The organism is Deinococcus radiopugnans ATCC 19172, assembly GCF_006335125.1.
In the GTDB taxonomy this organism is placed as follows: domain Bacteria; phylum Deinococcota; class Deinococci; order Deinococcales; family Deinococcaceae; genus Deinococcus; species Deinococcus radiopugnans.
The window spans coordinates 1-577 of the sequence record NZ_VDMO01000087.1; the positions used below are offsets into that span (position 1 = coordinate 1).

The following is a 577-nucleotide window of genomic DNA, read 5'->3' on the forward strand; positions in this document are numbered from 1 at the left end:
TCAGGTCTCCCTGGAGACCTTAAAAAGGGGGCACTGGACGGCAAGCTCACCCTGAAATATCTCGATCAGACCGGTCTTTCTTTGATGTTGTCCGTGGGTGCGACCTGGTTCAGACGTGGTTCTGGGCAACAGTTCAAGATCCCCACGCGGTGGGGATCGTCTGGACGGATCAACCTCATCGGCACCTACAGCTTGCACGGTCGTGAAGAGCGGCTGGAAGTCCGCGAGCTGGAAGGAACGTGCAACGGTGAGCAGGTCATGGCTTATCTGGACACCCTGGCAGCCGACTGTGTTCCCGATCGGCTCACCGTCGTCGTCCTGGACAATGCTCCCTTTCATAAGGGAGCGAAGCTGAAGGAAAAGGCCACAGCGTGGGAGAAGATGGGACTGTACCTGCGGTACCTCCCGCCCTATGCGCCTTTTCTCAATCTCATTGAGGGGGTGTGGCGCACACTCAAGGGCATCCTGCTGCCACGCCGCTGTTACAACTCGGTCGCTGAACTTCGGGCGGCCCTCCTCACCGGGCTGAAGATCCTCGGGACAAGGTTTATCTAGATGTTAAGTGCGGCATACTTAG

Annotated in this window: 1 protein-coding gene; it reads left to right on the forward strand. The window is 57.7% G+C overall.

Features of this window, described 5'->3' with window-relative positions; genetic code table 11:
* The coding region (locus FHR04_RS20805; protein ID WP_139405070.1) for an IS630 family transposase at positions 1–555 on the forward strand (555 nt) is incomplete at its 5' end.
* Positions 556–577: the final 22 nt, after the last annotated feature.